Origin of the sequence: Mycobacterium sp. E802 (genome assembly GCF_001666875.1) — a bacterium.
Classification (GTDB): domain Bacteria; phylum Actinomycetota; class Actinomycetes; order Mycobacteriales; family Mycobacteriaceae; genus Mycobacterium.
In genome coordinates this window covers 48,046-72,534 of the sequence record NZ_LZJD01000025.1, presented here as the reverse complement: position 1 = coordinate 72,534, position 24,489 = coordinate 48,046, and the positions used below count along the sequence as shown (strand labels likewise).

Here is a 24,489-nt window from a genome sequence, read left to right as displayed (position 1 = left end):
CGGCGTGCTGCTGCTCAGCCCCTGGCGTCGAGGATCTTGATCGCGAAGATCAACGAATCGCCCGGCTGGATTCCCGCAGCCGGCTGGCCCTCGGGGTAGCCGTCCGCCGAAGTCATGGCGACGGCGACCGTGGAGCCGACCTTCTGCCCCGAGATGGCCTTCTGGAAGCCCGGCACCACACCGGTAAGTGGGAAGTCGACCGGCTCGCCGCGTTCGTAGCTGCTGTCGAAGACCGAGCCGTCCCGTCCGTTGACACCCATGTAGCAGACCGAGACGTTGGCCGTCGGTGAGACCACCGGCCCGTCGCCGGCCGTGAGGGTGTGCACCTGGGTCTCCGTCACGCTGAACGGTCCGTCCACCTTGACCACAGGTGCCGCGCTGTCGGTCGAGCCGGTGACGGCGACACTGCCGGTGGCACCGGACAGCGTCCACTCGGGCGTGCCCGCATTCTGCGGGGCCGCCGTCGGACAGGTGCGGGCTTCGGTCGCGGTCTCGGCGATGGACGGTGTGAGGACGTCTCCGACCGAGGTTGTGCTGGTCGGCGATGCGCTCGACGAGGTGTCGGAATCCGACCCGCAGGCAGCGAGCGCGAGGGACAACGAGGCGGCGCACGCCGCGAGCGCCAGGGAAGAAGACAGACGAGAGGAATTCACGGTCGCCACGCTACATCTGCGTTGATCCGAGCCGGAACCTTGATTCCTTCCAAATTGGTCGCCACACTCGAAGTGATGGCTGATGGCCTCGAGTTCGCAGACATGTTGCGCTCGGCCGGGCTCCGCGTAACCCGCCCCCGGCTGGCGGTTCTCGATGCGGTGGGTGAGCATCCACATGCCGAAACAGAGCAGATCATTCGCGCCACCCGGGCGCACCTCCCGGACGTTTCCCACCAGACCGTCTACGACGCGCTGAACGCGTTGACCGCGGCCGGTTTGGTACGCCGGATACAGCCGAGCGGTTCGTTGGCCCGTTATGAGACGCGGGTCGGCGACAACCACCACCACGTCGTATGCCGGTCGTGCGGCGTCATCGCCGACGTGGATTGCGCGGTCGGCGCAACTCCATGCCTGACCGCATCAGATGACAACGGTTTCGAGATCGACGAGGCCGAGGTCATCTATTGGGGCCTGTGCCCCGATTGTTCGCGTTCTAAAGATCCTGATGGCAGCCCCGTCAGCCGGAGATGAAAGGGAATGCAATGCCTGCCGATACCTCTGATGCCCGTCCGCCCCATTCCGACACCGAAACCCACAGCCACAGTGAGTCCGAGAATCCGGTCATCGATTCGCCGAAGCCCAAGGCCCATGCGCCGCTGACCAACCGTGACTGGTGGCCCGAGCAGGTCGACGTGTCGGTGCTGCACCGGCAGAACAACAAAGGCAACCCGCTCGGCGAATCCTTCAACTACGCCGAGGCGTTCGCGCAGCTCGACGTCGAGGCGTTCAAACGCGACGTGATCGAGTTGATCAACACCTCACAGGACTGGTGGCCGGCCGATTACGGCAGCTACGCCGGCCTGTTCATCCGGATGAGCTGGCACGCCGCCGGGACGTACCGCATCTTCGACGGTCGCGGCGGTGCCGGTGAAGGCAGTCAGCGGTTCGCCCCACTCAACAGCTGGCCGGACAACGCAAATCTGGACAAGGGCCGGCGACTGCTGTGGCCGATCAAGCAGAAATACGGCGACAAGATCTCCTGGGCCGATCTGATCGCGTTCGCCGGTAACGCCGCGTTGGAGGGAGCGGGGTTCACGACGTTCGGCTTCGCCTTCGGGCGCGAGGACATCTGGGAGCCAGAGGAAATGCTGTGGGGTCAGGAGGACACCTGGCTGGGCACCGATCAGCGCTACGGCGGCACCAACGAGTCCGACCGCCGGCTGGCACAGCCGTTCGGTGCGACGACGATGGGGTTGATCTACGTCAATCCCGAAGGCCCCGAAGGCAAGCCGGATCCAGTTGCCGCGGCCCACGACATCCGTGAGACCTTCGGCCGGATGGCGATGAACGACGAGGAAACCGCGGCGCTGATCGTCGGCGGTCACACGCTGGGCAAGACCCACGGTGCCGGTGACGGTGACCTGGTCGGCCCGGAACCCGAGGGCGCCCCGATCGAGGAGCAGGGTCTGGGCTGGAAGTGTGCCTTCGCCTCCGGCAAGGCCGGCGACACCATCACCAGCGGTCTCGAGGTCGTCTGGACGCCCACACCGACCAAGTGGGACAACAGCTTTTTGGAGACGCTCTACGGCCACGAGTGGGAACTGACCCAAAGCCCTGGCGGAGCTTGGCAATTCGAGGCCAAGGACTCGCCGGAGATCATCCCGGACCCGTTCGATCCCAACAAGAAGCGCAAGCCGACCATGCTAGTCACCGATGTGTCGCTGCGGGTGGATCCGATCTACGGCGAGATCACCCGCCGGTGGCTCGATCATCCCGAGGAGATGGACGAGGCGTTCGCCAAGGCCTGGTACAAGTTGATGCACCGCGACATGGGCCCGGTCAGTCGTTATCTCGGTCCGTGGATCCCCGAGCCGCAGCTGTGGCAGGACCCGGTGCCCGATGTCGATCACCCGTTGATCGACGAGCAGGACATCGCCGGGTTGAAGGACAAGGTGCTCGGGTCCGGCCTGACGGTACAACAGCTGGTGAAGACGGCATGGTCGGCGGCGTCGAGTTTCCGCGGTACCGACAAGCGCGGCGGGGCGAACGGCGCGCGGATCCGGCTGGAGCCGCAGCGGCGCTGGGAGGCCAACGAGCCGTCCGAGTTGGACAAGGTGCTGCCGGTGCTCGAACAAATCCAGCAGGACTTCAACGGCTCGGCGGCCGGCGGCAAGAAAGTGTCACTGGCCGACCTGATCGTGCTGGCCGGGTCCGCGGCGATCGAAAAGGCAGCCAAGGAGGGCGGTTACGAGATCAACGTCCACTTCGCCCCGGGGCGCACCGACGCCACGCAGGAGAACACCGACGTGGAGTCGTTCGCGGTGCTCGAGACCCGTGCCGACGGCTTCCGTAACTTCTTCCGCCCCGGGGAGAAGGCGCCGCTCGAACAGCTGTTGGTGGACAAGGCGTATTTCCTGAACCTCACCGCTCCCGAGATGGCGGTGTTGGTCGGCGGATTGCGCGCGCTGGCTGTCAATCACGGCGGCAGCAAGCACGGTGTGTTCACCGACAAGCCGGGTGTGCTGTCCAACGATTTCTTCGTCAACCTGGTCGACATGCGCAACGAGTGGAAACCTTCGGAGAACACCGAGAACGTCTACGAGGTCAAAGACCGTGCCACGGGTGCGACCAAGTGGACGGCCACCGCCAACGATCTGGTGTTCGGCTCGAATTCGGTGTTGCGCAACATCGCCGAGGTCTATGCGCAGGACGACCACAAGGGCAAGTTCGTCGAGGATTTCGTCGCGGCGTGGGTCAAGGTGATGAACAACGACCGGTTCGATCTCGACTGAGCGGGGCGGCTTTTCGGCGATGTGGTCGGCCGGCGCGAAAGCCCGTTTCGATCACACCGCCGACAGCTGCCGCGCAATTTCTCCGTAGCGTTCGAGACGATCGGGCCCGGCCAGGGCGTTGTAGAGCACGATGCGCGTCGCGACGCCCTGGTACTTGGCGGACAATGCGTCGGCCAATCCGTCCCAGGTCGACTCGGTGGCGAACGCAGCGATGTGGTCGTCGGTGATCTGGGCCGCCATGCCTGCGAGGTCCCCGGCCTTCTGCTTCTCCCGAAGTCGCGCGGTGGTTCCCTCGAAGCCGGCCTCGTCCCAGATGAACGCATAGTTCGGCGTGCTTCCGTAGAAGCTCATGCTGGCCCGGACCAACTCGCGCTCATGGGCCCGTTCGGCATCACTGTCACCGACGATCGTCATGACCGGCACGATCTTGGCAATGTCGGCAACCGACCGGCCGGCCTTCGCTGCGCCGGCCGCCAGGTTGGGCAGCACATGGCGGGTGATGTAGCCGGGTTCTCCGATCGGATGGATGTGCACACCATCGGCGACCTCACCGGCCATCCGTAGCATCCACGGATTCACTGCAGCGACATCGACTTTGGGGTCGGCCGCATCGATCGGGCCGGGACTCCACTGCGCAGTGATGAAGTCGAGGTTGTAGAAATCGCCGTGATGGTCCAGCTTTCCGGTCCGGAAGGCGGCGAAACAGGCCCTGACCGCCAACACGTAATCGCGCAGGCGCGGGCCGGGGTGTTCGAACGGCATTCCGTAACGGCGTACGACGTGCGTGCGGACCTGGGTGCCGATGCCCAGTCGGAATCTCCCGCCGGTGGCTTCCTGGAGTTCCCATGCCGAGGCTGCGGTGATGAACGGGCTGCGCGGAAAGGCAACGGCGACACCGGTCGACAGGGTCAGGCCGGGCGCAGCTTGAGAGGCGACCGCGGCGTTGAGGTATGCCGTGCGACCGGTCTCGGTGAGCAGCAGGCCGGCGAATCCGGCGGCCTGGGTGCGACGGGCGAGTTCACCGATTCGGGCCAACGGTTGCGGAACGGTCATCACGTCGACGTACACGTGGGGGAGCGTACGTGCCCAGCACCCGACGGTGGAAGTGAACCGTTTTATCGGGGCGCCTCGGCAATTCGGGCGGCTGCCGCGCCGCCCGGTGAAACGGGCGCAGCGAGCAACGTTCTGCAACAGCGGCCACAACTATCTCAATTAGCACATGAGTCACAGGGGAAATTATTCTCCCTTTGTTCACTTGCAGATCTGAATTCACATTTGACTCAAATTTCACGGGGCTGACGGAACGCCGATTGTGAGCGTCGCTCATGGCCCTGACCTGGACAGTATCGCGTCCTGACAGGGGCCGTTGTTCGACTCATCTGCCCCACTAGGCGCATAACTATTAAATAAACTCAGAGAAGATAATAAGACTCTCTAGCACGTGTTTTTTACTTTCATCCCATGGGTAAGCTCCGTACCACGATGGGGTGGAGCAACAATCTCTCGCCCTTGCCTTAACCGGCGTGCGCTTCGGCGTACAACGCCAGGAGGGGGTCGACATGCGTACGCGCAAGATCGCCACGGTGGTCGCCTTCGTCGGCGCGATGGCCCTGGCGCAGACAGTCTTGACCGTCCCGCCTGCCGGCGCAGAACCGAACTGGGATGCGATGGCCCAATGCGAATCGGGCGGAAACTGGTCGGCCGACACCGGCAACGGGTTTTACGGTGGGCTGCAGTTCACCCCGGCCACGTGGGCCTCACACGGCGGAACGGGGTCACCGGCCGCCGCTTCACGCGAGGAGCAGATCCGGGTGGCGCGCAACGTATTGCAGACGCAAGGTCTCGGCGCGTGGCCGGTCTGCGGCGGCCCCATCGGTATGGCCACCGGAACCTGCCGTCAGTTGGTGGCCTGGATTCCATTGGCCAACCTTCCTCGACTGTGCACTCTGGTGCTCAATCCGTTGGCCTGAACGCAACGGTCGCCACGCCGTCAGCCGTCGACGGCGAAAAAGTCTTGGGCAGCGCCGAACTCATTCTCAGCAAACGCTCAGTAGGTCACTGCAACATCTACGTAGGCGCCGGCATGGCGCATATATGTCGGTGTCGCAAGGGAAGAAGCAATTTTGATGGATCAATGGTCGGCGCAGCCGTCGCAGCACAGCAACTCTGGGCGTGAAACGAATCACATGACGGGTCAACATAATCCGAGTCCGTGGAGCCGCGCGGGGTATCGACAGCCCTCTCCGCCTTACGGGTTGCATCCCGAGATCACCCAGAAGTTCGAAGAGCCACTGGTGCCGGATCATCCGCAGCCGAGGAAGAAGTCTCGCGCCGGCGTGCTGGTTGCCGGCACGGCCGCGGTGGCGATGGCAACCGGTGCGGTGGCGGCGGTCGCCGTGATGGACCATGCCGGGCAAACCACACCGGTGGCGCAGGCCCCGGCCGCCGACCACGCCGCCAAGCCGTCGCCGGCAATCGGCGCTGCTCCCGGGCAGCCGAAGAACACCGCTCCCGCCGGCACGGTCGAGCAAGTGTCGGCCAAGGTGCTGCCCAGCGTGGTCAAGTTGCAGATCGAGACGGGGCGCGGACGTGAGGAAGGGTCCGGCATCGTCTTGAGCGAAGACGGTTTGATTCTGACCAACAACCACGTGGTCGCCTCGGCCGCGCAAGGCGCCGGCGGTCGGGGACCCCTGGCCGCCGAGGCGTCACCTGATCGTCAGTTCCCCGGCCTGCCGCGCGGACTGTTCCCCGGAGACAATCCGTTTGCCCCCGATGGCCCCTCGGCCAATCCGTCGGGACGGACGGGCGGTGCCATGGCGGCGACGGTGACGACCTCCGACGGACGCACGGTGCCGTTCACGGTGATCGGCACCGACCCTGCCGACGACATCGCGGTGGTGAAGGCGCAGAACATCTCTGGGCTCACACCGATCAGCATCGGCTCGTCGAAGGATCTGAAGGTGGGGCAGAACGTCGTGGCGATCGGTTCACCGCTGGGCCTGCAGGGGACGGTCACCACCGGAATCATCAGCGCCCTGAACCGCCCGGTGGTCACCGGTGACGGGCAGACCGGTCAGCATTCGGTGATGAGTGCCATTCAGACCGATGCGGCGATCAACCCGGGCAACTCGGGCGGTGCGCTGGTGGACATGAACGGCGACCTCATCGGCGTGAACTCGGCGATCGCCTCACTGGGCGGTGGGCAAGGGTCGCAGGGCGGGCCGGCCGGATCCATCGGCCTGGGTTTCGCGATTCCGGTCGATCAGGCCAAACGCATTGCCGACGAATTGGTTTCGACCGGGACGGTTCAGCATGCCTCGCTTGGTGTGCAGCTCGCCGATGCCGACACCCATGGTGCGGCGGTGGCCGGAGTCGTCGAGGGCAGCCCGGCGGCGCAGGCGGGTCTACCCCGGGGGTCGGTGATCACGAAGGTCGACAGCCAGGTGATCGACGGTCCGGACGCGTTGGTCGCGGCCGTGCATGCCAAGGCACCGGGTGACACCGTCACGCTGACGTACGAAGACCCGTCGGGGGCGTCCCGCACCCTGGATGTCACTCTGGGGCAGACGCAGGCCTGAACTTCCCGGCGATCAGCTCCGCCAGTACGGCGGCCTCGCTGATCTGTGGATCCCTGGTCGCCGTCAGCAACGTCACGGTGCCCCTCTTCGCCAGATCCCGTAGATGGTCGAGCCCGGCGGCACGTTCGGGCTCGACAAGCTCGGCCTGGTACCGATGGCTGAACTCCGCAAAGCGCGCCGGGTCGTGGCCATACCACTTGCGCAGGTCGGTGGATGGCGCCACCTGTTTGCACCACTCGTCGAGAGCCGCGCGGTCCTTACTCACACCCCTCGGCCACAGCCGGTCGACCAGAATCCGTGCACCGTCGTCCGGACTCGGATCCTCGTAGACCCGGCGTATCCGAACCTGATGTGGTGAGTCAGTCATCGTCGCCTCCTCATCGTTTCTACCTCACGTCAGGTCCACCATCGGACCTGACGTGAGGTGGCCGCGAGATCAGTAATCCCAGACGGCCGGCACACACCGGAAGGCGTCACCGGCGACCGCGACCCGGCAGACGGACGGGAACGGTAGGTGAGTGGCGACCAGCGACTCGCCGGTCGCGGCCAACTCCCGCAGCAGGTTCACCCGTACGCGGGCCGCTTCCTCTGGGTCGTGTTCGAATCCGTTGTGCCACTCGGGATTGTCGAATCCCGGGGCGAAGACGGCATCACCGGCGAACGTCAGACGATCGCCGCCGGACTCCAGTCGGACGACACTGTGCCCGGGGGTGTGTCCACCGGTGCGACTCACGAGGACTCCCGGTGCCACCTCGTATTCGGTCTCGAAAGGCCGCAGTTGGCTACGGTATCCGTCCAAGAAACGCGAGGCGACGGTCCGCAGCACGTCCGGTATCGGCTGCGGCATGGTGGTATGCGAGAAATCGGGGGCTTCCCAGAACTCGGCCTCCGCGGTGGCGACGTGCACCCGCAGATCGGGGCGCAGCCGTTCTTTCACCCCGTCGGTGAGCAACCCGCCGACGTGGTCCATGTGCAGGTGGGTGAGCACCACGTCGGTGACCGATCCCAGATCGACACCGGCGGCCTCCAGACGCATGGCGGTCTGTCCGGCCCGCGGAAAATCCGGGAATTCCAGACCGAGTCCGGCGTCGACCAGGATGGTCCGATCGCCGCTACGGACCACGACGACGTTCAGCGGCCAGTCGACGACGTCCGGCGGCAGGAAATTGTCCCCGAGCCAGCCCGCCAGATCCGCCGAGTCGGCGTTGGTGGCCAACGTCGACGCGGTAATCGGCAGTACGCCATCGCTGATCACCAGTACCTCGATGTTGCCGACCTGCACCGCGTACCGTGACGGAACCAACTCGTCGATACCCTGGCTGCCAAGGTGCGACACGCTGTCCACGCTCATCCTGTTCTCCTCCTGAGTGGCTGTTCCCGACGACATGGTGCAAATGACCTGTCGTGACGTTGAACGCCGTGGCGTCGCCGGAACTATCCAGTGAAGTACGGTCGGCGCGCCTGTCGGGCGGAATCTCGTCTAAACCGTTGTGGCCGAACATTTTTGGCAGCGGAGGTCCTTCCTTTTCCGGAACTGCCGTTCTCGACGCCTGCGCCGGAGCCTGCGGCCCGGTGTCGGATGGCCGCGGTAGCATTCCGGCGTGTGGTGGACGGAACTAGCTGAGGAGTCGTGGGACGCATTGTTCGAGCCACACCATCGGATGGCGATGGTGTTGCGTGCCAGGGAGATCCTCGACGACATCGAGTTCCAGTCCGACGACGCGTGGGCGGCCGCAGAGCCGGTCGCGCTGCCCGGTGTGGACCGCGCGATCCGTCGCACCTTGATCGAAGCCGGCTCACCGAGCCTGTGGATCTACTGGTCGCTGGATGCCGACCGGGGCGCCATCGTGCTCGATTTCGTGTTCGACGACTGACGAGGTCGGCTCAGGGAGCCGAGAGAGCGGCCTCGAGTGTGGCGAGCCGGTGTGCGGTCCACTCCCATTTCGGGCGTGCCGCCGCGTCCGACTGATTCAACATCGCCGCGATGACGGTCCGCAGCTGTGCCAAATACTCTGTCTGTCCCGGCTCGCCGGGGCACTCGGCGCGCATGAAGTCGATTGCACGGGCAGTGCCGATCGTCCGGCCGTGTTCGACGAGCGGTTCGGGTGGAAGCAATGCCACCACGTCATCGCCGGCGAGCGCGGCGATCTCGTCGGAAACCGCGATGCGCGGGCTCACCGCTCTGCCTTCCAGCAGGTAGGCCTGCACGAGCGCGGGACCGAAGATCATGTTCGGGCTGTGGAAGCAGTCACCGACGACCACCCCGCCGCGACACAGGATCCCGAAGTCGCGCAGGTAGTACAGCTGGATGCCGGCCAGCAGGCGTAGCAGCTGACACACCGCGCGCTTCTCACTGGTGGCGTCGAGCCCCGCCAGGGGGATCGACGCGCCGATGTTGTCGGAGAAGTACACCGTGCGCACGGCTCCGCCGGGTTGGGCCTGGGCCACTTTCTGTTGCAGGTCGACCATGTAGGCCAGCGCGTTGAGAAACTTCTCGCTGCCGGCGAAGGTCTTGGCGCCGAGAGTGTCGATGAAGCCGACAGCGCAGCGCGTATAGCCGCGACCGGCGCGAGCCAGCGGCGTCGTCGGTCCCGGGAACGGTCGTTCGGAAGTCAGCGGCCCGTCGCCGTCAGGCACGTCGGCGCGTGGTTGCGGTGCGAGACCGCCGGGCTGCAGGTGCACGGTCTTTCCCGGGCGCGGCGTCCTCCGGCTGGGAACGGGACCGCTCCGGACGTGGACGCAGGTCACCGGCGTCGGCGAGGGCGACCGCCTTGCGTAGGCGATCGGCGATCATGGTGACCGGCACGCTGACCACGGGTATCAGTGTGAGTACGCCCATGTCGTCTTCCTCCACCCGGTAGCGACGGTGACCGGGCTTGCCGGCCTTGCCCAGCGAAACACGACGCCGCGGATCGACCTCGACCTCGGTGACGAAATGCCTGGCGCGCTGTGGGCTGCTCATCATCTACCTCCTGACGCCATACTACTCACCACGACACAATTGGGTAATACCCAAATAGGGTAATGCCCATCAATGAGTCCCATCACGGGTAGGGAAGATCGCCCTGATCGGGCGGCGGCGGAACACGACGTGACAGCTGATTCGCTGTTTGGCATACCAAGTCCGCCAAGCGTGGGTGGCTGTCGGGCGGCATGCGCTCGGCCGGGCCACTGATCGCCACCGCGCCGATCGGGCGGCCGTCGGCTTCGAATACGGGTGCTGCGATGGTCATGGACGGCGCATTCACCTCGCTACTGGCGGCATAACCGCGGGTGCGGCAGGCGTCGAGTTGGGCCAGAAACTCCGCGTCGGGCAGTTCGCCGAGCAGTTCGATCTGCCGATCCTGGCTCAGGAACGGCAAAAGGACACGCCCGGTGGCACTTTCGCGTGCCGGCACCATGGCACCGATGCGTGGCACCATGCGCAACGCCTGCCGGCTCTCCGCCACCTGTGACACCACCAGGTGCGGACCGTCCGGTTCGTTGAACATCGCGGTTTCACCGGTCTGCGCAGCGAGGTGCTCGAGCGCGGACTGGATCCGGTGGCGCAGGTCGGATTTCGCGCGCGAACTATGGGCGATGCTCAGGATGCGTCCAGTGGTCTCCCATCGGGTCAGCTGCTCCTCGCGCGCTTGGATCCAGCCCTGATCGGAGAGCGTCACGAGGGCGCGCTGTACGGCGCTCTTGTCGATCCCCAGCAGCCGAGAAAGCGCGGCGACGCCGACGGGCTGGTTGGCCGCGACTGCCTCGAACACGGTCAGCACGCGCGCGGCTGTCGAACTGCCCTTGACTGCCATCTGTCCACCTCGCTAATGTTGAATAGTGATCCACCATATCAGATATTGATATGACGTCTGTCGATCCAGGAGGAATAAGCCATGTCAGCCATCCACGTCCGGCCCCTCCGGGATGACCTCGCGTTCGGCGCCCGGGTCACCGGCGTCACCCTCGCGGTGTTGGAGGATTCGCAGGTCCGCGACCGTCTTCGAAGGGTGTTCCAGGAGCGCGGGATGATCCTGTTCGAAAAGGTCGAACCCGACGGCCGGCTCCAGGTGGAGATCAGCAAGGTGTTCGGCCCGCTGAAGGACCATCCGGTACCGACCGTGCCGCGGGCCGGGGGAGCGTTGCATCCCGGCGTCATCGAGATCGGCCAGGCGCCGCGTGAGGGCAACATCGTCGAAGTCGACGGCAAGGAGGTCACGTCGTGGCTGCCCTGGCACTTCGACCACTGCTACAACAACGAATTGAACCTCGCGGGCGTCCTGCGGTGTGTGACCGGTGTCAGCCACGGCGGCGAGACCGGATTCGCCGACGGCATCGACCTTTACAAGAACCTGTCGCCGCAGTTACGCCGGCAGATCGAGGACCGCAACATCATCTACACCCTGAACCTGCGCTTCGCAGAAATGCGCTTCGGCCTCGCCGACGGGTTCCGTGAGATCCAGCCGCACGCGGCCCTGCAGAAGACGATCGATTACGGCAAGAAGCTTCCCCGCGCAATCCATCCCGCGGTGTGGACCCGGGCCACCGGCGAGAAGGTTCTGCACGTGTCACCGTGGATGGCCGAGGGCATCGAAGGCGATGAGTCGTCGGTCGGTGACGAACTCCTCGAGGCGGTGTGCAAGGAGATGCTGGCCGGCATCCGGCCTTACTTCCACACGTGGCGTCCCACCGACATGGTGATCTGGGACAACCTGCGGATGCTGCACTCCGTCACCGGCCACGACCCGGACGAGCCGCGCGTCATGCACCGCACCACGATCGAGGGTGACTACGGTCTGGGCTACTTCGAGGGCAACGTCCAAGGCGACAAGATCCTCGAGATGACGGTCTGAGCCACACCTCGGTGCGCCGGGGTCAGGGTAAGCAGGCGGTGTTTTCCGGGCCGGCGCGGTGACCGTCGGTACGCGCCTCGTTGAGCTGGTGGACGCGAACACTGACCTCCAGCTGGAAGCGGTCCGCGGGGTCCTTGAGCGACAGTCCGGTGAGTTCCTCGATGAGCTTGATCCGATAGATCAACGAGTGCCGGTTCAAGTACAGCGCTCGTGCCGCTGCGCTGGTGTTGGTGGCCTCGTTCAGAAGGATCTCCAACGTGTGGACGAGCTGACCCCGACGGGTGCGGTCGTAGTCCAGCAGCGGCTGCAAGGTCTCGAGGATCGTCGCCATGGACTGCGGGTGCTGGCGCAGGACCTCGGCGAATTGCCATGAGCCGGCGGGCCGTTCGGGCAGGGTCGGCGACACCGCTGCCGTCACGGTGACGGACTGGTCGCGGACCGGCGGCAGCATTGCCCAACTGACGAGATCCTCGGGAAGCGCACCGAGGCGCTGGGCCGAGGCGACCAACACCGAGACGGTGGCTGCCGGCGGGGCCGGCGCGAAGTGGCTCATCACCAAGTCATCGGTGACCGACGAACTCACGGTGAGATCGGCGGCAAGTGCCAGGTCGTGGAGGGCTTCGGTGAAGGCGCCGGCGAGTTCGCTCCAGCCGGGGTCGTCATGCTGGCGGCGTCCGATGGCCATCTCCACCCGTGCTCCCGGGATCGACGGGCTCACCAGCGGGAGCAGATTCTTCTGCACATCGGCGAAGGCGATCTCCCAGGGCAGCAGAACCACCGGGAACTCGTGACGATCGGCCAGCGGAACCAGCGATTTGAGAAGTTCGCGGACGCTGACTTCGGGGGGAGGGCTCAAGACGAGTCCGGCGGCCGGGGAGGACACCAGGTACGTGAGGAATTCCCGATTGCCGGGCTGACGGATGTCGGCGCCGGTACACAACACGAGGTCGCCGGTACGGATGAACGATTCGGCGGGGGCATGGATGATGTCCACCCAGCCGACCCCACGGGTCAAACCACGATGACCGGCGATCACCGAGCCCCGGTCCAGGGGCGCCACGGTCAAGGCTGCCGCCACGGTCAGCGGCGATTCCTCAGACATGTCGCGCCTTCTCCTGATCTACCCGCTTATCCGTTGCTCCTGTCGGCGAGACCTCGGCGGCACACCGCCCCCCGGCGAAAGACGGTACCAGCGGTCGGTGGGCCCTCTGCAGCGCGGAGAGGGCAGGTCCGTCGACGGAGATTTTGTCGACGAACCTGCCCTTCACCGATCACATCGTCGACAGGTCCGCCGTCGACCGTCGGCTGAGAAGCATGCCGGCGCCGAAGAACACGAGCGGCATCAGGCCGAAGATCACCGCGAGGGTGGAGCTGCCACCGACGATCAGGGTCAGATTCGACACGACCAGTACCAGTGCCCCGGCCAGGGCGAGCGTGGCCGCCGAGCCCAACACCACGTTGCGGGTCGAGTCGCCGCGACGTTTGAAGAAGATCACCACGGAGACGGTGGTCAGCAGCCACAGGATCGCGAGCGCCAAGATCCCGAGGCCACCGAGGGGCCCGAAGATCTGCAGCACCGGGTCCAGCTTGAGTGCGACAAAGATCCCCATGATCACGAACGAGGCGACGGTGATGGCCAGCGACGCGTTCGATGGGGCGCCGTGGCGGCCGTGCACCTCACCCAGACGCTTCGGGAAGATGCCGCTCTGCCCCAGTGCGAAGGCATATCGCGAGGCGATGTTGTGGAAGGCCAGGGCGCAGGCGAAGACGCTGATGAACCAGAAGCCGGTGGTCAGATCGCGCCCCAGCATGCCGAGGTACTGCTGTGCGGTGTTCACCATGAAGTTGTCCGGGTCGGCCTCGGCCGCGGCGACGGCATCGGGGCCGCCGTTGCCCTCGATCAGGGCCCAGCTGGAGAAGGCGTAGAAGCTCGCCACGATTCCGACGGCCCAGTAGGTCGCGCGCGGCACGGTCCGGTCCGGGTCCTTGGCCTCGTCACGGAAGACCGCGGTGGCCTCCACACCGACAAAGCCCCACAGGGCGTACAGCAGTGCGATGCCCACACCGCCGGCAAGGCCCTGCGGCGTGAACGAGTCACCGGTGATGCCCTTCTCGCCGCCCTGCAGGACGATGACCAGGTCGAGGACGACCAGGATGGCCACCTCCGAGACCAGGAAGATGCCCAGGACCTTGGCGCTGAGATCGATGTCGCGGTAACCCAGCCATGCGACGGCCGCGAGCACCAGCGCGGTCAGCACCCACCACGGGATTTCCGGGCCACCGAAGCGTTCGATGAGGCCGGCGAGGATGACCCCGTCGTAGGCCGACACACCGAGCAGCGTCGCCATGTAGGCGGGAAGCGCGAGCACCGCAGCCCCGGCCCCGGCCGCACGGCCGAGGGCCATCTGGATGTAGGCGTAGAACGCGCCAGGCTTGGTGACGTACTTCGACATCGCCACGAAGCTCGCCGCGAAAAGCAAGAACACTGCTCCGGCCACGATGAACGAGACCGGAATTCCCGTCGTCTTTCCTAGCACCATGGCGATCGGCACGTTGCCGCCGATGGTCGACAGTGGTGCGGCGGCTGCCACCACCATCAACACGATCGCGGGGACGCCGAGGTTTCCGCGCAGTTTGGCGGGGCTACCGTCCGGCGACGAGTCGCGACTGCGTGAGCTGTCCGCGTCGACAACTTGGGACATGACTGATCCTCTCTGGCCTCTGCCACAGGAGCCGCGGATCGCCGGCTCCGTCGAGTTCCGGGGATGAAGTCTGCGAGACGGACGGGCTGTCGGCCAGAGCCGGAACGGCTCTTTCCAACACCTTGTTGTAGGCCAGGTCACAGCGGCCGGGCGGCAGTGGCGTGCGCATCACACAGGTTGTTGGAATCTCGGTGTGCGCCGTTGTTCCGCCCTTCGTGTTCGGTCAATGCTGAGCCCCTCACGCAACAGAGAGGTACGGCGAGCGTCATGCAGCACGACAGCACCGAGATCGAGCAGGACCACCGGTTGGGGCGGATTCGGCTGTTGGACGAACAGCGTGTCAACCTCGACGGGTTCGCCGAGGCCGATCCGGAACTCGGAATGATCTCGCACCTCTCACCTCACGACCCGGAACCATCCTGGGTGGTGGGGGATGACGGCACGGTGCTCGAGATGGACTCCACCCCGGCCGCGGACTTCGACACGATCGACGAGTTCATCGTGCGCTACGCCATCGACCACACCGAGGCGCCCCGGTCGATGGCGATGGCGGAGACCGACCTGGCCCGGATGATCGTGGATTCGGCGGTCCCCCGGGAGCAGGTGCTGCGGGTCTGTTCCGGATTGACCCCGGCCAAGATGGCGCGTGTCGTCGCGATGCTGCAGCCGGTGGAAATCCAGATGGCGATGATGAAGATGCGTGCCCGCCGGACGCCGGCCAACCAGGCGCACGTCACCAACCGTCTCGACGACCCCTTGCTGATTGCCGCGGATGCCGCCACCGCTGTGGTGTACGGGTTCCGGGAACTGGAAGCCACCGTCCCGGTGCTCGACGACGCCCCGGCTGTCGCCGTGGGTCTGCTGATCGGTTCGCAGGTGCCGGCGCCCGGCGCATTGACCCAGTGTTCGGTCGAGGAGGCTCGCGAGCTGGAAATGGGTGTGCGCGGCCTGGTCTCGTACGCCGAGACGGTTTCGGTGTACGGCACCGAGCAGGTCTTCACCGACGGTGACGACACCCCGTGGTCCAAGGCATTCCTGACGTCGTCCTACGCCTCCCGCGGCATCAAGATGCGGCTGTCCAGCGGGGCGGGTTCGGAAGTGCTCATGGGGCAGGCCGAGCGAAAGTCCATGAACTACCTGGAATCTCGGTGCGTGGCGCTGGCCAAGGGCATCGGCGCGCAGGGCGTGCAGAACGGCGGTATCGACGGGGCCGGCATCACCGCGTCGGTGCCCGGTGGTGTCCGTGAGCTGATCGCCGAGAACCTCATGGTGATGCTGCGCGGGCTGGAGTCCTGCAGCGGCAACGACAGTCTGATGTCCGAATCCACGATGCGCCGCACCAGTCGGACGTTGCCGGTGCTGCTGTCCGGGTCGGATTTCATCTTCTCCGGTTTCGGCTCGATCCCGGCCTACGACAACATGTTCGGCCCGTCCAACTTCAATGCCGCCGATCTCGACGACTACCTGGTGCTGCAGCGCGACTGGGGAGTCGACGGGGGATTGCGTCCCGTCGACCCGACCACCCTGGAGTCCATGCGCCGGCTGGCCGCCGAGGCCACTCGGGCGGTGTTCGAGTATCTGGGCCTCGCCGACTTCGATGACGCTCACGTGGAAGCCGTTGTGGGAGCCGAAGGTTCGAAGGACCTGCCACCGACCGACGGGGTGAAAGTGCTCAACGCCGCCCGGATGATCGACCAGTCCGGCCTCACTGTCCTCGATGTCGTCGGCGCGCTGGCCGAGACGGGTTTCACTGACCTCGCCGACCGGGTGCTGGGCATGGCCAAGGCCAGGGTCAGCGGCGACTATTTGCAGACCGCGGCCATCTTCGACGAGGAGATGAACGTGCTCTCGGCCTTGCAGGATCCCAACGACTACCGCGGACCGGGCACCGGCTATCGGCCGACGGCTGAGCGCCAGGCCCAGATCGATGCGGTGCGCCAGGCCCGGTCGGTGGCCGACCTGGTGAAAGAGCAGGCGGCGGCGGCCCAGCCGGACCGGCTCGCACCGATCGGTCCGGCGCGGGTGGGTGACGATCCGCGCGAGGTCGTCATCGGCGTGTCACCGGCGTTCGGCACCAAGCTGTTTCGCACTCTGTCGGGGATGACCATCTACGACGTGCTGGAGCAGATCCTGGCTGGGCTTGAGGAGGAGCAGTGCGTCCCGCGGCTGGTCCGGATCACCGACAGTATCGACCTGGGTGCCATCGGGAAGTCGGCGGCTCAGCTGTCGGGGTCCGGGATCTCGGTCGGGTTACAGGCCAAGGGCACCACGCTCATCCACCGGCGCGACCTCACCCCGCTGTCCAACCTCGAATTGCTCAGTGTCGCTCCTTTGATCACTCCGGAGATGTACCGGCTGATCGGGATCAACGCCGGTCGGCACGCCAAAGGGGCGACGCCGGCGCCGATGCGCAATGCCTACACCGACGAGGCGATCACCTCGCGGTACCACACCAAGGTGGTATCGATGGTCGCCATCGAACGTCGGGAGTCCGCCTGCCGCATCGAAGGCGGCCGGGTCCACATCGAACTGGAGCTCATGCGATGACCATCTCTTCACATTCGGGCCGCGACGTCACCGAGGTCACCGTGGAAGCCGCGCGCAGCGGTGATCTCGTCCTCGACGATGTGCGGATCAGCCGAGAAACCCTGCTGATCCAGGCCGAGACCGCCGAACGCACCGGATCAGCGCAACTCGGGTTGAACCTGCGGCGCGCGGCCGAGATGACGGCACTCAGCGCCGAGGACATGCTCGCTGCATACGAGGCGCTGCGGCCCAGACGGTCGACTTTTGCCGAATTGGAGGACCTGGCAGCGCGACTCGCTGCACAGGAGGCACATATCTGTGCCGGATTCGTGCGGGAGGCCGCGCAGGTCTACCAGCGGCGCGGCTTGCTGCGATGACAGTCTGGGTCGGCGTCGACATCGGTAACGCCACCACCGAGGTGGTGCTGTGCCGTGCGGGCGCCGAACTCGACGTGCTGGGCAGTGCGCGGACGCCGACGCGCGGCGGCAAGGGATCCCGGCGGGCGGTCGACGGTGCCGCGCGGCTGGCCCGCCGGTTGGCCGACAGCCATGGCCTCGTCATCGACCGCGCCGCATTCGCTCCGACCCCGCCGGTGCATTCGGCTGTCGAGCGCGTCAAGTTGGAGACCCGTCGCACCGGGCGGCTCACCATCGCTACCCGATCGGCGGCGACCACTGCGGGCGATGCCGTCGGCGTCGGCGCTCCGGTGCCCGTCGACCAACTCGCACACGTTGCCCGCGAACGCCCGGTCGTCGTGTGCGCGACCGCGGACTGGGGCTACCGCGACGTGGCGAGTGCGGTCAACGCCGCGGTGACCGACGGCCGGAACATCGTGGCGGTGCTGACGGCAAACGACGAGGCCGTTCTCGTGTCCAACCGGCTGAACACCGCACTACCGGTGATCGACGATGTCGACGTGCGACCGATATTGGCGGCGACACTGGTGGCCGTGGAAGTGCGCCGGGGGGTGGCGCCGCTACAGCGGCTCACCGATCCGTTCTGGCTCGCCGACGCATTCGGTCTCCACGACGGCGAACGCGTCGACGCCCGGATCGTCGCCGACCAGCTGTTCGACAGTGCCTGCGCGGCGGTCGTTCTGGAGAGTCCCGAGCCGGCGAGCCCGATGCCGGATCACGGGGTGCTCGAACCAGCCGTCGAGACCGGACAGCGGAGCTCGGTGGCCCATGTCGTGCACCTGGCGGATATTGCCGCGCAGGCGAATTCGCGACGCGGGTCGGTCACGGTCGACAGCCTGGTCATGGCCACCATGGGTGACGACGACACCCCGCCGGCCGATGTCGAGGACCTCGGCGCGGCGCTCGGCGTTACTGTCACCCGCATCGATTCGGAAGCAGCTGCGGCTCGGGGCGGCGCACTGACCACTCCCGGTGTCTCCGACGACGTTGTGGTGGTGGATGTCGGCGGTGGGACCGTGGACGTGGTGACCGAAGGGTCCCGTGTCGTACTTCCGGGCGCTGGGCAGATGCTCACCACAGCCACCGCCGCCGCCCTCGACATCTCAAGGAGCGCAGCCGAATACGCGAAACGCGCGGAGGCGGTCACCGCGGTCACCGTCCAACTCGTCGAGGATGAGCACGGTCGCCGTCACTTCCTCGACAAGCCCCTCAACGGTCGCTGTACCGGGTGGTTGCTCACCTCGGCACCCAGCGGCCTGCTTCCCTTCACGTCGCAGATGTCCGGAACAGAATGGCGCAGTTGGCGATTGGCCGCCAAGCGCATGATCATCGGCGGCAACGTGATGAGAGGGATCGAGCAGGTTCGTCCCGACGCCACCGAAGTGCTGCTGGTCGGTGGGGGAGCCAGTGACGACGAACTCGTCCGTGCGGTCAGCGAGCAGCTCGGACACCATGTCAGCGTCGGGCGCGGCAATGTCGCCGGCCGGCTCGGACATCGCTTTGCGGTGGCCTACGGGCTGGTCGTGGCTGCGGTGGCGGGTTAGGACGGGCGCCGTGGCGCGGGTCAGGCAGGGCCGTCAGTGCGTCCAGACGACCTTGTCAGTGCCTCCAGCGTCGCGGTAGACAACGCTGTCCGGTGCAGTGCCGCTGCGGACGTCGAAGTAGATCCGTCCGGATGTCTGGGTGCCCGGCGCGATCGGTTGATTCGGCAGCCCGTCGGTCTGGTTGCCCTTCATGTTTGCGTAGGTGGAGCTGTTGACTGCCCGAGCGTTGAAATCGGCGATGTTGGGGGTCGGCGAGCCGCTCACCGCTTGGGCCGTGACATCGGAGTACCAGATGCCGTCGTTGTGACCACTGGGTTGCAAGTTGCTCACGGTGTAATCGATGGCGCCACCGGGGCTCGGAATCTCCGCCGTCTGGCCGAACTGCACGGTCTCCGGGTCGGCCAACGCCGGGGTTGCCGTCAAGATCCCGGCCGCCGCGATCCCAGCCGCAGCTGCCGTCGTTTTCCACGCGATGTGCGAGAACGTCATGGTGGGCTCCTCCGCTAATTTCCGGTGTGCAGGCGTCATTGCCCGCAATTCCACTCAGGCGTATCCCCCCGTGGGGGTTTGAAACCTCTTCCGGTTGATCGACTCGGGCAGCTACCGGCCGGTGAGGTCGGTCAACCGCGTTTCTGCCTGGGCCAACGCCGCTTCGGCAGCTCGCACCCGGTCCTGCAGCCGGTCTGCGGCCCGTTGCGCACGGTTGAGTTGCGCATCGGCGGCCTCGAGGTCGTGCTCGGCCCCAGCGAGGGTCTCGAGCAATTTCTCATAGCGCCGGCGTGCGGTGGCGACCGTGGTCCGGTGGTCGTCCACCGTGGCAAGGGCCTCGTCGTGGGCGGCACGTGCCTCGGTCAGTTCGGACGCCGCGGCGTCGCGGTGCTGACGGGCCTCTGGGAGGCCGGCGTCATCCGGGTGTGGTTGGTCCTTCGTCGACGGCGGCGAGGTCGCCCGCGACCCGGTATCGGACCGGGCCGGTGTGCTCACTGCGGACGACGCTCCGAAGTCACCGAACCCGGACCACTCTTCGGCCTTGGAGAGCCGACCCAGCCGCGTGGCGACATCCGGATCGGCTATCGCCGCCTGCAGCGTGCCGGTGACGTCGTCGCGTAACGCCGCTGTGGGATCGGGTAATCCGGCGCCTGTGAACCCGACGCGAGCCAGGTCCTGCACCAGTTGGCGCTGTGTGGCCGACAATTCGCGGATACGGTGTCCGTCCATGTCTGCGTGGGCACCGCGCAGTGCTTCGTGAAGGTCGGTCAGTCGGGGCCGGACGCTGGGATCGGTCAGCACGAGAAGGTTCACCACCCACGCGGCTGTAGTCGGTCGGCGAGCTGCGGCGATCACCTTGGCACCCTCGGCATCTCCGCGCTTGCGCGCCGCCGACGCCAGTTCTTTGCGTCGCGCGGTGAACTCCTCCGGCCGTGTGGCATAGAGCGAGTCGAGGTCCTCGTCGACGCTCACCGCAACCTCGGAGCGAGGCAATGCCGCCGGCGTTGCGCCGAGCATTTCAGAACGATGTCGGTTGAGCAAAGGTACTGCAGCCTACTTGCGATGCGAAGGCCCATACTTCCTCCTCAGCTTTAGCGTTGCCTGCCATGGCCGCAACTAACCGCTCCGTGAGGCGCTGGCGTACAGCGCTTCACGTGATTGTCTCCGCAATGGTTGTTGTGTTGGTCGGATTGGCCATCCCGCCAGTCGCTCGTGCGGCCGCGGCGACGGCGACGTTGACGGTGACATCGACGTGGCAGACGGGGTTCATCGCCCGCTTCACCATCACCAACTTGAGCGCGGCACCACTGGCGGACTGGCAGCTCGAATTCGACCTGCCGGCGGGAGAATCCGTCTCGCACACGTGGAGTAGCACACTTGCGCAATATGGCACGCACTATGTGCTCCGACCTGCGAATTGGAACCGGATCATCCCACCCGGCGGTACGGCCACAGGTGGGATGAGGGGAGTGTTGAGCGGTTCGTACGTACCACCGTTGAATTGCGTTCTCAACCGGCAGTTTTTGTGCAGCTGACGAACCCCGTACCCAAACTTGACCGCTACCAGCCTCGCGAATTCGGTTATAGTCCCGCCGAGGCGAGGTTCAGGCGCAATTCGACGCCCGACGAACAGACGCGAGAGGAAACCCGTGAGTACGACCGCATTTCGCCCCACGGCAGTCGTCGGCCTGGCGGCCGTCGCGCTGATCGTCGTGGGCTGCAGCAATGACAACAACGTCGGCTCCTCGGTGTCGCCCCAGGTCGGGTTGATCTCCACCTCCACGGTTGACACCCCGGCGCAGGCCGCCGACGTGACGCTGGTCGGGGAGCGGGACGTCGAGGTGACGCTGACCGGGCCGATCGCTGCCAAATACTCGTCGGCGACAGAGAGTCAGCGGGATGCTCTGGGCAAGCCGCTCACCGGTGATCGCAACGCAGGAGCGCGCGAGAGCGGCGTGCTGTTCCAGCAATTCCAGGGCGGCGTGATCACCGCCAAGAATGACGACGCCGGCACGCCTGCCTACATCACCTGGGGCAAGATCCGGGAGGCCTGGAATGTCCCCCGCGATGCCGACGGCGTGCCTGCGGTCACCGGTGAGAACGGCTCAGTGGGCCCGCTGGGCGCCCCCACCAGTGACGAGACGCCGGACGGCGATCTGCTCGTGGAGACGTTCGAGCACGGCAAGATCGCGTACAACACGAAGACCCGTCAGGTCGAGGTGACGATCAACGACAAGGTCGTGCCTTCTGGGCTGTAAACACCCGAGGGACTGTCGAACGCTTCCCGATCAGTCGCGCTTGACCTCGTAGCGCAGCAGCACAGTGCCACCGGGAAAAGTACGGTTCTCCAGCAGTCGCAGCGAGATCCACGACGGCAGTGTCGGGAAGAACGGTGTGCCGCCACCCACGGCGGTCGGTGCGATCACGATCCGGTATTCATCCACCAGTCCGGCCTGCACGATCGGGGCGGCCAGGGTCGCCCCGGCCACCTCCAGCCTGCCGTCGGTTTCGGCCTTCAGCTTCGCGACCACCTCGACCGGATCGCCGCGTTCCAGTCGGGCGTTTCCCTCGACGGATTCGAGCGTGCGTGAGAACACGACCTTGGGCATGTCGCGCCAGATTTGAGCGAAATCTACGGTCAGCGGGGTGGCGTCCGGGTCCTGATCGGCGGTCGGCCAATACGCCGACATCAGTTCGTAGAGTCGCCGGCCGTAGAACGCGCACGCGGTCTCCCGCTCGAAGTCGTTCCAGTATTGGTGCAGTTCGTCGCTCGGTTCCGACCATTCGAGGTTGCCTTGTGCATCGGCGATGTACCCGTCCACCGAGACGTTGAAGCCATAGATGAGTCTGCCCATGCAGAGCAGACTGCACCTGGGCACGAAACTCATCGCGGATACTCGCCGCCGAGGCGCGTCGCGTCGGCTCAGCGCCGCAGGGTCTCGGTGCGATGGCGGAACCGTTTGCGCAGTGCCAGCGAGACGTAGACCAGGGCGACCAGGACGGGCACTTCGATGAGCGGTCCGACGACACCGGCCAGGGCTTGGCCGGAGGTGGCGCCGTAGGTGGCGATGGCCACGGCGATGGCGAGTTCGAAGTTGTTGCCTGCGGCGGTGAAGGCCAGGGTGGTGGTGCGTTCGTAGCCCAGATCGAGCACGCTGCCGAGTAGGTAGCCGCCGCCCCACATGATCGCGAAATACGCCAGCAGGGGCAGCGCGATGCGGGTGACGTCCCACGGTTGGCGCGTGATCTGATCACCTTGCAGCGCAAAGAGAATCACGATGGTGAACAGCAGGCCGTAGAGCGCCCACGGCCCGATCCGTGGCAGGAACTTGGCCTCGTACCAGTCGCGGCCCTTGGTCTTTTCTCCGAACCGGCGCGAGAGGTATCCGGCGGCCAGGGGGATGCCGAGGAAGATGAGCACCGATTTGGCGATCTGCCACGGTGAGGCCGAGATGGTGGTCTGCTCCAGGCCGAGCCACCCGGGCAGCACGGACAGATAGAACCAGCCCAACACGGCGAACATGACGACCTGGAAGATCGAGTTGAGGGCGACCAGGACAGCGGCTGCTTCGCGGTCACCGCAGGCCAGGTCGTTCCAGATGATGACCATGGCGATGCAGCGGGCGAGCCCGACGATGATCAGGCCGGTGCGGTATTCGGGTAGATCCGGCAACAACAGCCAGGCCAGGACGAACATCAACGCCGGGCCCAATACCCAGTTCAGCAACAACGACGCGGGCAGCAGCTTGCGGTCAGCGGTGACGGTGTCCAGGCGGTCATAGCGAACCTTGGCCAGGACCGGGTACATCATGATCAACAAGCCCAGGGCAATCGGCAGTGAAATCCCGTCGATCTGAACCGTTTCCAGGGCGGTGTTCAGGCCGGGTATCCAGCGGCCCAGCAGCAGCCCGGCGACCATCGCCGCACCGATCCAGACCGGCAGGAACCGATCCAGGGTGGACAGCTTGCCGACCACTGGCGACGCAGTGGTGGTGTTTGTCATGTCGACGCCCCGGCGGTCGGATCGGGTGATATCGGCATACATCAATATTGGTTCTTGTCGGATTCAGCTTCAAGCCGGGCTGTCGGTCGTGAGCTTGGGGTTGTTACCGAACGTCTCGGAGTCGGCCAGCACGGTGTAGACCTCCCACTTTTCGCCGGCCGGGCCGGTTACCCAGACCTTGTCCTGGGTGGCGAAGCAACACGTGGTGCCGATCTCCTCGTCGGTGAACAGGCGTTCGTCGGTCAGTCGGGCGATCTCGGCATGCACCTTGTCGCTGGATTCCACCTCGACACCGAGGTGGTTGATGGTGCCGCCCTTGCCGGGGTTTTCCAGCAGCACCAGCTTCAGCGGGGGCTCCGTGACGGCGAAGTTGGCGTAACCGGGCTTCACCTTGGCCGGCGATACCCCGAACAGTTTGGTGTAGAACATGATCGCCTCGTCGAGGTCGTCGACATTGAGTGCTAACTGGACGCGGGACATGGTCGACCTCCGCTGTGGATGAGACATATATCGAACTGTCATGCTCAGGATGACACCGTTTCGATATATGTCAAGAAGTATGGCATGATGTAGGTCATGCCCAAGGCGCTGCCCGTCATCGACATGTCCGCCCCGGTGTGCTGTGCGCCGGTCGCGGCCGGGCCGCTCAGTGACGCCGACGCCCTAGAGGTGGCGATGCGCCTGAAGGCGCTCGCTGATCCGATGCGGGTGAAGATCATGTCGCTGTTGTTCAGTTCCCGCCCAGGAGAGGAAACCAGCGGGGATCTGGCCGCGGTACTCGAGCTGGCCGAATCCACCGTCAGCCATCACCTCGGGCAGCTGCGCAGGGCGGGGTTGGTGATCTCCGAACGGCGCGGTATGAATGTCCTTCACCGGGTGAAACCTGAAGCCCTGCAAGCCTTGTGCGTAGTACTCGACCCCAACTGCTGTCAGTAGGTGCCGCCAACGAGA

The 24,489-nt window shown here is 65.7% G+C and carries 25 protein-coding genes and 1 pseudogene; 12 read left to right on the top strand and 14 right to left on the bottom strand.

The window, feature by feature from the left end; all coding sequences use genetic code 11:
- Positions 1 to 14 precede the first annotated feature (14 nt).
- The gene (locus A5699_RS04130) at positions 15 to 662 is read right to left on the bottom strand and encodes an FKBP-type peptidyl-prolyl cis-trans isomerase (RefSeq protein WP_369806655.1); all 648 of its coding nucleotides are present in this window, start codon (positions 660 to 662) and stop codon (positions 15 to 17) included.
- 66 nt (positions 663 to 728) lie between these two features.
- Between A5699_RS04130 and A5699_RS04125 the strand changes: the two genes are divergently transcribed.
- Both A5699_RS04125 and katG read left to right on the top strand, forming a co-directional pair.
- Positions 729 to 1,184 (top strand): Fur family transcriptional regulator, encoded by a 456-nt coding sequence (locus A5699_RS04125; protein WP_067765836.1) that lies wholly within the window; start codon positions 729 to 731, stop codon positions 1,182 to 1,184.
- 11 nt (positions 1,185 to 1,195) lie between these two features.
- Complete coding sequence (gene katG / locus A5699_RS04120) at positions 1,196 to 3,445, top strand: catalase/peroxidase HPI (protein ID WP_067765762.1); 2,250 nt, start codon at positions 1,196 to 1,198, stop codon at positions 3,443 to 3,445.
- A 51-nt stretch (positions 3,446 to 3,496) separates the two neighbouring features.
- On the opposite strand, the gene A5699_RS04115 is transcribed toward katG, so the two are convergent.
- The gene (locus A5699_RS04115; RefSeq protein WP_067765759.1) at positions 3,497 to 4,513 is read right to left on the bottom strand and encodes a TIGR03617 family F420-dependent LLM class oxidoreductase; all 1,017 of its coding nucleotides are present in this window, start codon (positions 4,511 to 4,513) and stop codon (positions 3,497 to 3,499) included.
- 491 nt (positions 4,514 to 5,004) lie between these two features.
- Between A5699_RS04115 and A5699_RS04110 the strand changes: the two genes are divergently transcribed.
- The gene (locus A5699_RS04110; RefSeq protein WP_067765756.1) at positions 5,005 to 5,415 is read left to right on the top strand and encodes a transglycosylase family protein; all 411 of its coding nucleotides are present in this window, start codon (positions 5,005 to 5,007) and stop codon (positions 5,413 to 5,415) included.
- A gap of 369 nt (positions 5,416 to 5,784) precedes the next feature.
- Positions 5,785 to 7,023 (top strand): S1C family serine protease, encoded by a 1,239-nt coding sequence (locus A5699_RS04105; RefSeq protein WP_369806657.1) that lies wholly within the window; start codon positions 5,785 to 5,787, stop codon positions 7,021 to 7,023.
- On the opposite strand, the gene A5699_RS04100 is transcribed toward A5699_RS04105, so the two are convergent.
- Together A5699_RS04100 and A5699_RS04095 are read right to left on the bottom strand one after the other, a co-directional pair.
- Positions 6,998 to 7,390, bottom strand: a complete 393-nt coding sequence (locus A5699_RS04100) for a DUF488 domain-containing protein (RefSeq protein WP_067765753.1) — start codon at positions 7,388 to 7,390, stop codon at positions 6,998 to 7,000. The two genes, A5699_RS04105 and A5699_RS04100, sit on opposite strands and share 26 nt — an antisense overlap.
- A gap of 69 nt (positions 7,391 to 7,459) precedes the next feature.
- Entirely contained in the window at positions 7,460 to 8,374 is a 915-nt protein-coding gene (locus tag A5699_RS04095; RefSeq protein WP_067765750.1) for an MBL fold metallo-hydrolase, read from the bottom strand.
- 250 nt (positions 8,375 to 8,624) lie between these two features.
- Between A5699_RS04095 and A5699_RS04090 the strand changes: the two genes are divergently transcribed.
- Positions 8,625 to 8,897, top strand: coding sequence for a hypothetical protein (locus A5699_RS04090; protein ID WP_142254026.1), 273 nt, complete (start codon positions 8,625 to 8,627; stop codon positions 8,895 to 8,897).
- Between the two features lie 10 nt (positions 8,898 to 8,907).
- Here the strand turns inward: A5699_RS04090 and A5699_RS04085 are convergent, their stop codons facing one another.
- The 3 genes from A5699_RS04085 to A5699_RS04075 form a co-directional block, all read right to left on the bottom strand.
- On the bottom strand, positions 8,908 to 9,660 hold the full coding sequence (locus A5699_RS04085) for a hypothetical protein (RefSeq protein ID WP_067765744.1): 753 nt from the start codon (positions 9,658 to 9,660) through the stop codon (positions 8,908 to 8,910).
- Positions 9,653 to 9,985, bottom strand: a complete 333-nt coding sequence (locus A5699_RS04080; protein WP_197508182.1) for a hypothetical protein — start codon at positions 9,983 to 9,985, stop codon at positions 9,653 to 9,655. The genes A5699_RS04085 and A5699_RS04080 overlap by 8 nt, the downstream gene beginning before the upstream one ends.
- Positions 9,986 to 10,067: 82 nt before the next feature.
- Positions 10,068 to 10,820 (bottom strand): IclR family transcriptional regulator, encoded by a 753-nt coding sequence (locus tag A5699_RS04075; protein ID WP_082957564.1) that lies wholly within the window; start codon positions 10,818 to 10,820, stop codon positions 10,068 to 10,070.
- A gap of 81 nt (positions 10,821 to 10,901) precedes the next feature.
- Here A5699_RS04075 and A5699_RS04070 point away from each other — a divergent pair, with 81 nt between their 5' ends.
- Positions 10,902 to 11,858 carry a TauD/TfdA family dioxygenase gene (locus A5699_RS04070; protein ID WP_067765735.1) on the top strand — a complete coding sequence of 319 codons (957 nt, stop codon included), beginning with the start codon at positions 10,902 to 10,904 and terminating at the stop codon, positions 11,856 to 11,858.
- Between the two features lie 22 nt (positions 11,859 to 11,880).
- Here the strand turns inward: A5699_RS04070 and A5699_RS04065 are convergent, their stop codons facing one another.
- Positions 11,881 to 12,960 carry a PucR family transcriptional regulator ligand-binding domain-containing protein gene (locus A5699_RS04065; protein WP_067765732.1) on the bottom strand — a complete coding sequence of 360 codons (1,080 nt, stop codon included), beginning with the start codon at positions 12,958 to 12,960 and terminating at the stop codon, positions 11,881 to 11,883.
- 169 nt (positions 12,961 to 13,129) lie between these two features.
- On the bottom strand, positions 13,130 to 14,560 hold the full coding sequence (locus A5699_RS04060) for an APC family permease (RefSeq protein ID WP_067765729.1): 1,431 nt from the start codon (positions 14,558 to 14,560) through the stop codon (positions 13,130 to 13,132).
- A 267-nt stretch (positions 14,561 to 14,827) separates the two neighbouring features.
- Here A5699_RS04060 and A5699_RS04055 point away from each other — a divergent pair, with 267 nt between their 5' ends.
- Genes A5699_RS04055 through A5699_RS04045 form a run of 3 tightly spaced genes read left to right on the top strand, consistent with a single transcriptional unit; the run spans position 14,828 to position 19,046 of the window.
- Positions 14,828 to 17,107: a propanediol/glycerol family dehydratase large subunit gene (locus A5699_RS04055; protein ID WP_067765726.1), complete on the top strand. Its 2,280-nt coding sequence runs from the start codon at positions 14,828 to 14,830 to the stop codon at positions 17,105 to 17,107.
- A complete protein-coding gene (locus A5699_RS04050; protein WP_067765723.1) occupies positions 17,104 to 17,463 on the top strand; it encodes a diol dehydratase small subunit in 360 nt (119 codons plus the stop codon). The genes A5699_RS04055 and A5699_RS04050 overlap by 4 nt, the downstream gene beginning before the upstream one ends.
- Positions 17,460 to 19,046 (top strand): diol dehydratase reactivase ATPase-like domain-containing protein, encoded by a 1,587-nt coding sequence (locus A5699_RS04045; RefSeq protein WP_067765719.1) that lies wholly within the window; start codon positions 17,460 to 17,462, stop codon positions 19,044 to 19,046. Before A5699_RS04050 ends, A5699_RS04045 begins: the two co-directional genes overlap by 4 nt.
- Positions 19,047 to 19,079: 33 nt before the next feature.
- Here A5699_RS04045 and A5699_RS04040 read toward each other — a convergent pair whose 3' ends face one another.
- A complete protein-coding gene (locus tag A5699_RS04040; RefSeq protein ID WP_067765716.1) occupies positions 19,080 to 19,535 on the bottom strand; it encodes a DUF1942 domain-containing protein in 456 nt (151 codons plus the stop codon).
- A 111-nt stretch (positions 19,536 to 19,646) separates the two neighbouring features.
- Entirely contained in the window at positions 19,647 to 20,552 is a 906-nt protein-coding gene (locus A5699_RS04035; protein WP_067765713.1) for a hypothetical protein, read from the bottom strand.
- 89 nt (positions 20,553 to 20,641) lie between these two features.
- Between A5699_RS04035 and A5699_RS28350 the strand changes: the two genes are divergently transcribed.
- Together A5699_RS28350 and A5699_RS04025 are read left to right on the top strand one after the other, a co-directional pair.
- Positions 20,642 to 21,070, top strand: a complete 429-nt coding sequence (locus A5699_RS28350) for a cellulose-binding domain-containing protein (RefSeq protein WP_076240832.1) — start codon at positions 20,642 to 20,644, stop codon at positions 21,068 to 21,070.
- A gap of 114 nt (positions 21,071 to 21,184) precedes the next feature.
- Positions 21,185 to 21,793 carry an LGFP repeat-containing protein gene (locus A5699_RS04025; protein ID WP_067765710.1) on the top strand — a complete coding sequence of 203 codons (609 nt, stop codon included), beginning with the start codon at positions 21,185 to 21,187 and terminating at the stop codon, positions 21,791 to 21,793.
- Positions 21,794 to 21,823: 30 nt separating this feature from the next.
- On the opposite strand, the gene A5699_RS04020 is transcribed toward A5699_RS04025, so the two are convergent.
- From A5699_RS04020 to A5699_RS04010, 3 genes and pseudogenes are all read right to left on the bottom strand, one after another.
- On the bottom strand, positions 21,824 to 22,390 hold the full coding sequence (locus tag A5699_RS04020; protein ID WP_067765707.1) for a dihydrofolate reductase family protein: 567 nt from the start codon (positions 22,388 to 22,390) through the stop codon (positions 21,824 to 21,826).
- A gap of 101 nt (positions 22,391 to 22,491) precedes the next feature.
- Positions 22,492 to 23,538, bottom strand: a pseudogene (gene arsB / locus A5699_RS04015) (ACR3 family arsenite efflux transporter); the annotation flags it as partial.
- Positions 23,539 to 23,607: 69 nt separating this feature from the next.
- Complete coding sequence (locus A5699_RS04010; RefSeq protein WP_067765703.1) at positions 23,608 to 24,018, bottom strand: ArsI/CadI family heavy metal resistance metalloenzyme; 411 nt, start codon at positions 24,016 to 24,018, stop codon at positions 23,608 to 23,610.
- Between the two features lie 96 nt (positions 24,019 to 24,114).
- Here A5699_RS04010 and A5699_RS04005 point away from each other — a divergent pair, with 96 nt between their 5' ends.
- The gene (locus tag A5699_RS04005; RefSeq protein WP_067765700.1) at positions 24,115 to 24,474 is read left to right on the top strand and encodes an Rv2640c family ArsR-like transcriptional regulator; all 360 of its coding nucleotides are present in this window, start codon (positions 24,115 to 24,117) and stop codon (positions 24,472 to 24,474) included.
- The last annotated feature ends 15 nt before the right edge of the window (positions 24,475 to 24,489 follow it).

Excerpts from the sequence above, each read along its gene's own strand:
- A5699_RS04065 (WP_067765732.1), bottom strand. The coding sequence starts at position 12,960 with ATGTCTGAGGAATCGCCGCTGACCGTGGCGGCAGCCTTGACCGTGGCG.
- A5699_RS28350 (WP_076240832.1), top strand. The coding sequence starts at position 20,642 with ATGGCCGCAACTAACCGCTCCGTGAGGCGCTGGCGTACAGCGCTTCAC.
- A5699_RS04035 (WP_067765713.1), bottom strand. The coding sequence starts at position 20,552 with ATGCTCGGCGCAACGCCGGCGGCATTGCCTCGCTCCGAGGTTGCGGTG.
- A5699_RS04010 (WP_067765703.1), bottom strand. The coding sequence starts at position 24,018 with ATGTCCCGCGTCCAGTTAGCACTCAATGTCGACGACCTCGACGAGGCG.
- A5699_RS04080 (WP_197508182.1), bottom strand. The coding sequence starts at position 9,985 with ATGAGCAGCCCACAGCGCGCCAGGCATTTCGTCACCGAGGTCGAGGTC.
- A5699_RS04060 (WP_067765729.1), bottom strand. The coding sequence starts at position 14,560 with ATGTCCCAAGTTGTCGACGCGGACAGCTCACGCAGTCGCGACTCGTCG.
- A5699_RS04125 (WP_067765836.1), top strand. The coding sequence starts at position 729 with ATGGCTGATGGCCTCGAGTTCGCAGACATGTTGCGCTCGGCCGGGCTC.
- A5699_RS04075 (WP_082957564.1), bottom strand. The coding sequence starts at position 10,820 with ATGGCAGTCAAGGGCAGTTCGACAGCCGCGCGCGTGCTGACCGTGTTC.
- A5699_RS04040 (WP_067765716.1), bottom strand. The coding sequence starts at position 19,535 with ATGACGTTCTCGCACATCGCGTGGAAAACGACGGCAGCTGCGGCTGGG.
- A5699_RS04020 (WP_067765707.1), bottom strand. The coding sequence starts at position 22,390 with ATGGGCAGACTCATCTATGGCTTCAACGTCTCGGTGGACGGGTACATC.
- A5699_RS04070 (WP_067765735.1), top strand. The coding sequence starts at position 10,902 with ATGTCAGCCATCCACGTCCGGCCCCTCCGGGATGACCTCGCGTTCGGC.
- A5699_RS04110 (WP_067765756.1), top strand. The coding sequence starts at position 5,005 with ATGCGTACGCGCAAGATCGCCACGGTGGTCGCCTTCGTCGGCGCGATG.
- A5699_RS04005 (WP_067765700.1), top strand. The coding sequence starts at position 24,115 with ATGCCCAAGGCGCTGCCCGTCATCGACATGTCCGCCCCGGTGTGCTGT.
- A5699_RS04100 (WP_067765753.1), bottom strand. The coding sequence starts at position 7,390 with ATGACTGACTCACCACATCAGGTTCGGATACGCCGGGTCTACGAGGAT.
- A5699_RS04095 (WP_067765750.1), bottom strand. The coding sequence starts at position 8,374 with ATGAGCGTGGACAGCGTGTCGCACCTTGGCAGCCAGGGTATCGACGAG.
- A5699_RS04045 (WP_067765719.1), top strand. The coding sequence starts at position 17,460 with ATGACAGTCTGGGTCGGCGTCGACATCGGTAACGCCACCACCGAGGTG.
- katG (WP_067765762.1), top strand. The coding sequence starts at position 1,196 with ATGCCTGCCGATACCTCTGATGCCCGTCCGCCCCATTCCGACACCGAA.
- A5699_RS04050 (WP_067765723.1), top strand. The coding sequence starts at position 17,104 with ATGACCATCTCTTCACATTCGGGCCGCGACGTCACCGAGGTCACCGTG.
- A5699_RS04055 (WP_067765726.1), top strand. The coding sequence starts at position 14,828 with ATGCAGCACGACAGCACCGAGATCGAGCAGGACCACCGGTTGGGGCGG.